Raw genomic sequence first — 7,885 nt, forward strand, 5'->3', positions numbered from 1 at the left:
CGCGGGGCTTCCTGGGCAGCCGCCCGTTCAGCGCCGCCAACAAGGCGCTGGGTGGTGGCCTTGAGGAAGAGGTGGACGGCCAGGTCCGCGAGGGCGCGGGCGGTCTGGTCGACCGGGGCCTGGGGGAGCACGATGTGGCTCACCACCAGGCGGACGGTCGAGTCCGCCGCGAACGCGAGGGCGGCCGGGTCGGCCCCGGGGAGGATGCCGCCGGCCCACTCCAGCAGCGCGCCGGACGCCTCGGTGAGTACGAGGTCGGCCCGGGTGGTCAGGTACGGCAGGAGTTCGTCCGAGCCGCCCCGGGCACTGGTCAGGATCGCCTTGATCAATGGGTTGTCCGCCGCCTGGGTGAGGGTGTGCCGGATGGCCGCGTACGCGCCGGCGCGGACGTCGGTGCCGTGCGCTCCCAGCGCCGCCCGGACGTCGCCGACGAACCGGTCCACCTCGCGGCGGGCGAGGGCCTCGGCCAGACCCGCCTTGCTGCCGAACTCGTTGTAGACGGTCTGCCGGCTCACCCCGGCGGCGGTGGCCACCGCGCCCATCCGTACGCCGTCCCAGCCGCGCGCGACGGTCAGCGCGCGGGCGGCGTCGACGATGCCGTCCCGCACCGGGCTGCTGTTCCTGTGCTCAACCATGGTGGTCGAAGTCTAGGCCGGCGGCGGCGCGACCGGCCCGATCGCGCTGCCCCGACTGGCGGCGCATAGGATGTGCGGTCATGGCACGCGTGCTCACTCCCCGTGCGGAGGACTTTCCCCGCTGGTACCAGGACCTGATCGCCAAGGCGAAGCTGGCCGACAACGGCCCGGTCCGGGGGACCATGGTGATCCGACCGGCCGGCTACGCCATCTGGGAGCGGATGCAGGCCGAGATGGACGCCCGGATCAAGGCGGCCGGCGCGGAGAACGCGTACTTCCCGCTGTTCATCCCGGAGAGCTACCTCAAGCGCGAGGCCGAGCACGTCGAGGGCTTCTCGCCGGAGCTGGCCGTGGTCACCCACGGTGGCGGCAAGCAGTTGGCCGAGCCGGTGGTGGTGCGCCCCACCAGCGAGACGGTCATCGGCGAGTTCATGGCCAAGTGGATCGACTCGTACCGGGACCTGCCGCTGCTGCTCAACCAGTGGGCGAACGTGGTCCGCTGGGAGCTGCGCCCCCGGATCTTCCTCCGCACCAGCGAGTTCCTCTGGCAGGAGGGCCACACCGCCCACGCCACCCGCGAGGATGCCCGCGCGTACGCCCGCCGGATCCTGCACGAGGCGTACGAGGACCTGATGGTCAACGTCATCGGCATCCCGGTGGTGGTCGGGCTCAAGACCGCCCGGGAGCGCTTCGCCGGGGCGACCGCCACCTACACGTGCGAAGGCATGATGGGTGACGGCAAGGCCCTCCAGCTGGGCACGAGCCACGAGCTGGGACAGAACTTCGCCAAGGCGTTCGACATCAGCTACTCCTCGGCCGAGGGTGGCAGGGAACTCGCCTGGACGACCTCCTGGGGCACCTCGACCCGGATGCTCGGCGGTCTGATCATGTGCCACGGCGACGACAACGGCCTGCGGGTTCCGCCGAAACTGGCGCCCGTGCAGGCGTACGTCATGGTCGTCAAGGACGGCGAGGGTGTCGGTGAGGCGGCGGCCAAGCTCCGCGACGGCCTGCGCGACGCCGGTGTCCGGGTCGCGCTCGACGACCGCACCGACACCGCCTTCGGCCGCCGGGCCGTCGACGCCGAGCTGCGCGGCTATCCGGTACGCGTCGAGGTGGGTCCCCGCGACCTGGCCGCCGGCAATGCGGTCGTGGTCCGGCGTACGGACGGCTCGAAGGCTCCGACGCCGGTCGCCGACGTGGTCGGCGCGGTCCTCGCGGCGCTGGACGCCGACCAGAAGGTGCTGCACGACCAGGCCCTCGCGAACCGCGAGTCCCGCACGGTGGAGGTCACGACCCTCGCCGAGGCGATCGAGGCGGCGGCCAACGGCTGGGCGAAGGTGCCGTGGTCGGCGGTCGGCGTTCAGGGTGAGGCCGAGGCCAACGGGCAGGGCGTCACGGTGCGCTGCCTGCTTCGCGCCGACGGCTCGGTGCCGGACTCCGAGGACGAGCCGGACCTGGTCGCCATCCTCGCCCGCGCCTACTGAGGTGCGGGGAAAGGTCCCGCGCTTCGAGCCGGGACGGCTGATCATGCACCGGAACGTCCGGCACGGCCGGATCGGCTGGGTGCGGCCGGCCCGGGTGGTCCTCGACGACGACCGGGGTCTGCTGCTCTGGGTCGCCCGGGACAGCCCGGTGGCGCACGAGGTCACCGAGGCGGGTCTGGGCATGCGGGCGATGCCGTTCGCCGAGTGGGTCACCTCGTCCTACCGGCTGGCGCGGGGGCGGTGGAACGGTCCGCCGGTGCTGAAGTTCCTGCCCACCGGCGCCGCCCACTCGGTCTGGTGGTTCTCCGACGCCCGGGGTCGCTTCGCCGAGTGGTACGTGAACCTGGAGGAACCGGGCGTCCGCTGGGACGACGGGTCGGTCGCCGGGGTGGACATGATCGACCAGGACCTCGACGTGGTCGTCCGCCCCGACCGCAGCTGGGAGTGGAAGGACGAGGAGGAGTTCACCGAGCGGCTGGCCTTCCCCGACCACTACTGGGTGCCCGATCCGGACGCGGTCCGCGCCGAGGGCAAGCGGGTCGTCGCTCGTGCTGAGACGGGGGAGTTCCCGTTCGACGGCACCTGGTGCGACTTCACCCCGCCCGCCGACTGGACGGCTCCGAGCGAGCTGCCGGCCGGCTGGGACCGGCCGCCGGTCCGCTGACCGGAGACGTGTTTCCGGTCACAGTCCGCGCCCGGTGGGTGACCCGTGCCGGTCCGGTGTGAGAAGTCCCGACCCGATCTGGCAGAATGGCTGGCTGGTATCCGGCGCGTGTCCGGCGCCCTCTAACCCGGGCACGTCCGCCAGTCCACCGAGTAGTCTCCGGCCCAACCCCACTGTGCCGGTCGGCGCTCACCCGTGCACCGCCCCGTTGGGTCGGTGAGATCGCAACAGGAGCGAAACAACTGTGGCCGTAAAGATCCGGCTCCTGCGGATGGGCAAGATCCGCAACCCGCAGTACCGCATCGTCGTCGCCGACTCGCGCACCAAGCGTGACGGTCGCGCGATCGAGTTCGTGGGCGTGTACCAGCCGAAGGAAGACCCTTCGGTGATCGAGGTCAAGTCGGAGCGGGTCCAGTACTGGCTGTCCGTCGGCGCGCAGCCGAGCGAGGCGGTGCAGCGTCTGCTGGAGCTGACCGGTGACTGGCAGAAGTTCAAGGGCCTGCCGGCCCCGCCGCCGCTGAAGGTCGCCCCGGAGCGGGCCGACCGCAAGGCGGCGTACGAGGCCGAGGCGAAGGCCGCCGCCGGGCTGGCCCCGGAGACCCCGGCCAAGCCGGCCAAGAAGGCCGCCAAGGCGGAGGCCCCGGCCGCGACCGAGGCGCCGAAGGCCGAGGCGCCGAAGACCGAGGCCCCGGCCGAGGCCCCGGCTGCTGCTGCCGACGCCGGTGAGCAGGCCTGACATGCCACTGCGTCCGGCGTTGGAGCACCTGGTCAAGGGCATCGTCGACCACCCCGATGACGTACGCGTCCGGATGGTCGACTCCCGTCGGGGCAAGCGGCTCGAGGTTCGCGTGCATCCCGAGGACCTCGGCACGGTGATCGGGCGGTCCGGCCGGACCGCCAAGGCGCTGCGCCAGGTGATCGGCTCCATCGGTGGGCGCGGCGTACGCGTCGACATCGTCGACTCGTACTGATGCAGCTCATCGTCGGCAGGATCGGCAAACCGCACGGGATCCGCGGTGAGGTCACCGTGGAGGTGCGGACCGACGAGCCCGAACAGCGTTTCGCCCCGGGCGTGGTGCTACGCACCGAGCCCGGGGCGACGCCTCCGGCCAACCCGGCCGCGGGTCCCGGCGTGGTCTTCCGGGTGCCACCGGAGCTGACCGTGGAGTCGGCCCGGTTCCACCAGGGGCGGCTGCTGGTGGCGTTCGAGGGCGTGCTGGAGCGTGACGTCGCCGAGGCGCTGCGCGGCACCATGCTCGTGGTGGACAGCTCCGACGTCGATCCGCCGGAGGACCCGGAGGAGTTCCACGACCACCAGCTCGTCGGGCTGGCCGTGGTCACGCCGGACGGCGAGCGGCTGGGCGAGGTGGCCCGGATCGACCACGCCCCCGCTTCCGACCTGCTGGTCCTGCGCCGCCCCGAGGGCGGCACCGCGCTGATCCCGTTCGTCAAGGCGATCGTGCCCGAGGTGGACATCGCCGGCGGTCGCGTCGTCGTCGACCCGCCCGGCGGCCTGCTCGACCTCTAGCTGGAGCACCCCGCATGCGCGTCGACATCGTGTCGATCTTCCCCGAGTACTTCGCCCCGCTGGACCTGTCGTTGATCGGCAAGGCCCGGGCCAACGGGACGCTGCGGCTGGCCGTACACGATCTGCGGACCTGGACCCACGACGTGCACCGTACGGTCGACGACACCCCCTACGGCGGCGGCCCGGGCATGGTGATGCGGCCCGAGCCGTGGGGCGAGGCGCTGGACTCCCTCGCCCCGGCGGAGGTCCCGCCGCCCCGGCTGCTGGTGCCCGCCCCCACCGGCGTGCCGTTCACCCAGGCACTGGCGCACGAACTGGCCGCCGAGCCGCACCTGCTCTTCGCCTGCGGCCGGTACGAGGGGATCGACCAGCGGGTGCTCGACCACGCCGCCACCCGGATGCCGGTCACCGAGATCTCCCTGGGTGACTACGTGCTCTTCGGCGGCGAGGTGGCCGTGCTGGTCGTCCTGGAGGCGGTCACCCGGCTGCTGCCGGGCGTCCTCGGCAACGCCGGGTCACTGGATGAGGAGTCGCACGCTCACGGCCTGCTGGAAGCACCGATGTACACCAAGCCGGCCACCTGGCGGGGCCTGGACGTGCCCGAGGTGCTCCGCTCCGGCGACCACGGCCGGATCGCCCGCTGGCGGCGTGACGCGGCGCTGACCCGGACCGCGCTGCGCCGGCCGGACATGCTGGCCGCGATCGACCCCGCCGCCCTGGACAAACGGGACGCCGCCGCGCTGGAGAGGGCCGGATTTCAGGTGACCCCCGGGGATGTGGCAAAGTAGGGGGGTTGCCGCATCCGGCCGCGCCGCGGCGGGCTGCGAGGATCCCCGACCGGGGCCGGTGCACGCCGGCCACCACCCGGGGATCAGAATCACCCATCCGCGCACCGACTGACGGTGCGCCGTGAGCCTCACGAGGACACAGCGATGAACATCCTGGACGCCCTTGACGCCCAGTCGAAGCGGACCGACCTTCCCGACTTCCGTGCCGGTGACACCGTCAAGGTGCACGCGCGGGTCGTCGAGGGCAACCGGTCCCGGGTCCAGATCTTCCAGGGCGTGGTCATCCGCCGCCAGGGTGACGGCCTGCGGGAGACCTTCTCGGTCCGCAAGGTCAGCTTCGGCGTCGGCGTCGAGCGCACCTACCCGCTCAACGGCCCCGGCATCGACCGGATCGAGGTCGTGACCCGCGGTGACGTCCGCCGCGCCAAGCTCTACTACCTGCGTGAGCTGCGGGGCAAGAAGGCCAAGATCAAGGAGAAGCGCGAGAAGCAGCCCAGCTGACTTCCGGCTCGCCACGCCGCCTGAGCTGCGCGTATGCCGTACCGGCCGGACCGCACTACCCTGGTCGGTACGGGCGCAGCCGGGCGACACCCCCGCCGCCACGCGGGGAGACGTCCACTACCGCCCGGGGGGCCTCGACGAGGTCCCCGGGCGGTAGTGTCATTTCTGGGGACCGGGGAGTGGCGTGGTGCAGACGCTCGACGAGGACGGCACGGTCGATCCGTGGCGCCGGAGAACCCGCCGTGCCCGCCGGCAGATGCCGCTCTGGCAGGAGCTGCCGCTGCTGCTGATCGTGGCGTTCTGCCTGGCCGTGCTGATCCGCACCTTCCTGCTCCAGGCGTTCTTCATCCCGTCGGGCTCGATGGAGGACACCCTCCTCGTCGGTGACCGGGTGCTGGTCAACAAGGTCGTCTACGACGTCCGTGACCCGCTGCGCGGCGAGGTGGTCGTGTTCCGGGGCACCGACCGGTGGGCCCCGCAGGTCGACGAGCAGCCCGACCCCGGTTTCGTCGGCAAGCTCGGCCGCACCGTCGGCGACCTGGTGGGGGTGAGCCGCCCCGGCGAGAAGGACTTCATCAAGCGCGTCATCGGCCTTCCCGGCGACCGGGTGAAGTGCTGCGACGCGCAGGGGCGCGTGCTGGTCAACGGCACCCCCCTGGACGAGCCGTACGTCGTGCGCGACTCGCCACTGGACGTGCCGCCCAACCCACGGGAGTGCCGGTCCCGGCGGTTCGAGGAGGTGGTGGTCCCGCCCGGGCAGATCTTCGTCATGGGTGACCACCGGCTGGTCTCCCAGGACGCCCGCTGTCAGGGGCCGGTGCCCATCGACAACGTGGTGGGCCGGGCCTTCGGCGTGGTCTGGCCGTCGTCGCGGTGGAGTTCCCTGTCCGCCCCGGACACGTTCGCGGACGTCTCCGGGCCCGCCTCGGCGTCCACCGGTGGGCCGTCCCCGGTCCGTCCCACACCCGAGGGCGGTGTCGTGCTGCTCGTCCCGATCTCGGCGGGCCTGGCCGTTCTCGCGCGTTCCGGTCGGTGGCGTCCGGCCGGGCAACGTAGGCTCCTTCCGTGATTGACGAGCAGACCGACAAGCCGCGCAGTTCCTTCTGGAAGGAACTGCCGATTCTCCTCGGCGTGGCGATCCTGGTCGCGGTGCTGGTGCGGGCCTTCGTGCTGCAGACCTTCTTCATCCCGTCGCCCTCGATGGAGAACACGCTCCAGATCGACGATCGGGTGCTGGTCAACAAGCTGGTCTACGACTTCCGGTCGCCGGAGCGCGGCGAGGTCGTCGTCTTCAAGGCGCCGATCGAGTGGAGCGGCAATCCCGACGGCGAGGACTTCATCAAGCGGGTCATCGGCGTGGGCGGCGACCACGTGGTCTGCTGCGACCCGCAGGGGCGCATCACGATCAACGGCAAGCCGCTGGACGAGCCGTACCTGTTCTCGCTCGACGGCGAGCGTGACAAGCCCGCCGACCAGGACTTCGACGTCACCGTGCCGAAGGGTCGGCTCTGGGTGATGGGCGACCACCGCTCCGCCTCCGGCGACTCCCTCCAGCACTGGCAGCAGTCCGGCCAGGACGTCAACGAGGCCACCATCCCCGAGGACAAGGTCGTCGGTCGGGCCTTCACCGTGTTCTGGCCGGTGGACCGGGCCACCTGGCTGAGCGTGCCGGAGCAGTTCGACGGGATCCCCAAGCCCTGAGAGGTCGTCGTTCCGGACACGGCGTGGGCGTTGTCGGCGGTGTCTGGCAGTCTGGGACGGTGACTGTCTACACCCCTCGGCGCGCGGGCCGCGTGCTGCTGGTCGACGCCGCCGGCCGGGTGCTGCTCTTCGAGGGCTTCGACCCGGCCCGCCCCGGGCACCGCTACTGGTTCACCCCCGGCGGAGGGCTGGACCCCGACGAGACGTACGCGGCCGGCGCGGCGCGGGAGCTGGCCGAGGAGACCGGGCTGCGGCTGCCGCCGGAGGCGTTCGGTGCGCCGGTGCACCGCGAGGTGACGGAGTTCCCGTTCGACGGGGTCTGGTACCGGCAGGAACAGGAGTTCTTCCTGGTCCGGGTCACCTCGCACGAGGTCGACACGGCGGGCTTCAACGAGATCGAGCGTGCCTGCGTGCCCGACCACCGCTGGTGGGGCGTCGAGGAGCTGGTCGCGAGCGGCGAGCGGTACTACCCGGCGGACCTGCCGGTCGTGCTCGCCCGCGCACTGGCCGAGGCCGACCGCCCGGCCGCCGGCACCGGCGTCGGAGGTGGGTCGTGCTTACGCCGCCGCGAACCGTGGTCC

General features: G+C 72.1%; 9 protein-coding genes and 2 pseudogenes. 10 read left to right on the forward strand and 1 reads right to left on the reverse strand.

The annotated features are described in order from the left end of the window. On the reverse strand, positions 1–635 hold a 635-nt coding region (locus AB0I76_RS17845; RefSeq protein WP_357036304.1), incomplete at its 3' end, for a TetR family transcriptional regulator. 80 nt (positions 636–715) lie between these two features. On the opposite strand from AB0I76_RS17845, the gene proS reads away from it, so the two are divergent. From proS to AB0I76_RS17895, 10 genes and pseudogenes are all read left to right on the forward strand, one after another. Next, a complete protein-coding gene (proS, locus tag AB0I76_RS17850; RefSeq protein ID WP_357036307.1) occupies positions 716–2,122 on the forward strand; it encodes a proline--tRNA ligase in 1,407 nt (468 codons plus the stop codon). Positions 2,123–2,165: 43 nt separating this feature from the next. Continuing rightward, on the forward strand, positions 2,166–2,786 hold the full coding sequence (locus tag AB0I76_RS17855; protein ID WP_357036322.1) for a DUF402 domain-containing protein: 621 nt from the start codon (positions 2,166–2,168) through the stop codon (positions 2,784–2,786). Between the two features lie 244 nt (positions 2,787–3,030). Then, on the forward strand, positions 3,031–3,522 hold the full coding sequence (gene rpsP, locus AB0I76_RS17860) for a 30S ribosomal protein S16 (protein WP_357036310.1): 492 nt from the start codon (positions 3,031–3,033) through the stop codon (positions 3,520–3,522). Continuing rightward, a complete protein-coding gene (locus AB0I76_RS17865; RefSeq protein ID WP_172862164.1) occupies positions 3,497–3,757 on the forward strand; it encodes an RNA-binding protein in 261 nt (86 codons plus the stop codon). Before rpsP ends, AB0I76_RS17865 begins: the two co-directional genes overlap by 26 nt. Continuing rightward, positions 3,757–4,314: a ribosome maturation factor RimM gene (gene rimM, locus AB0I76_RS17870; RefSeq protein ID WP_357036313.1), complete on the forward strand. Its 558-nt coding sequence runs from the start codon at positions 3,757–3,759 to the stop codon at positions 4,312–4,314. Before AB0I76_RS17865 ends, rimM begins: the two co-directional genes overlap by 1 nt. 14 nt (positions 4,315–4,328) lie before the next feature. Further along, positions 4,329–5,102 carry a tRNA (guanosine(37)-N1)-methyltransferase TrmD gene (trmD, locus tag AB0I76_RS17875; RefSeq protein WP_357036316.1) on the forward strand — a complete coding sequence of 258 codons (774 nt, stop codon included), beginning with the start codon at positions 4,329–4,331 and terminating at the stop codon, positions 5,100–5,102. Between the two features lie 144 nt (positions 5,103–5,246). Further along, positions 5,247–5,603, forward strand: coding sequence for a 50S ribosomal protein L19 (gene rplS / locus AB0I76_RS17880; RefSeq protein WP_030335223.1), 357 nt, complete (start codon positions 5,247–5,249; stop codon positions 5,601–5,603). A gap of 184 nt (positions 5,604–5,787) precedes the next feature. Then, a pseudogene (gene lepB, locus AB0I76_RS17885) lies at positions 5,788–6,659 on the forward strand (signal peptidase I). Between the two features lie 9 nt (positions 6,660–6,668). Beyond that, positions 6,669–7,304: a signal peptidase I gene (gene lepB / locus AB0I76_RS17890; RefSeq protein WP_357036319.1), complete on the forward strand. Its 636-nt coding sequence runs from the start codon at positions 6,669–6,671 to the stop codon at positions 7,302–7,304. Positions 7,305–7,363: 59 nt separating this feature from the next. Beyond that, a pseudogene (locus tag AB0I76_RS17895) lies at positions 7,364–7,789 on the forward strand (NUDIX domain-containing protein); the annotation flags it as partial. Positions 7,790–7,885 lie beyond the last annotated feature (96 nt).

The organism is Micromonospora sp. NPDC049799, assembly GCF_040656655.1.
Classification (GTDB): Bacteria; Actinomycetota; Actinomycetes; order Mycobacteriales; family Micromonosporaceae; genus Micromonospora.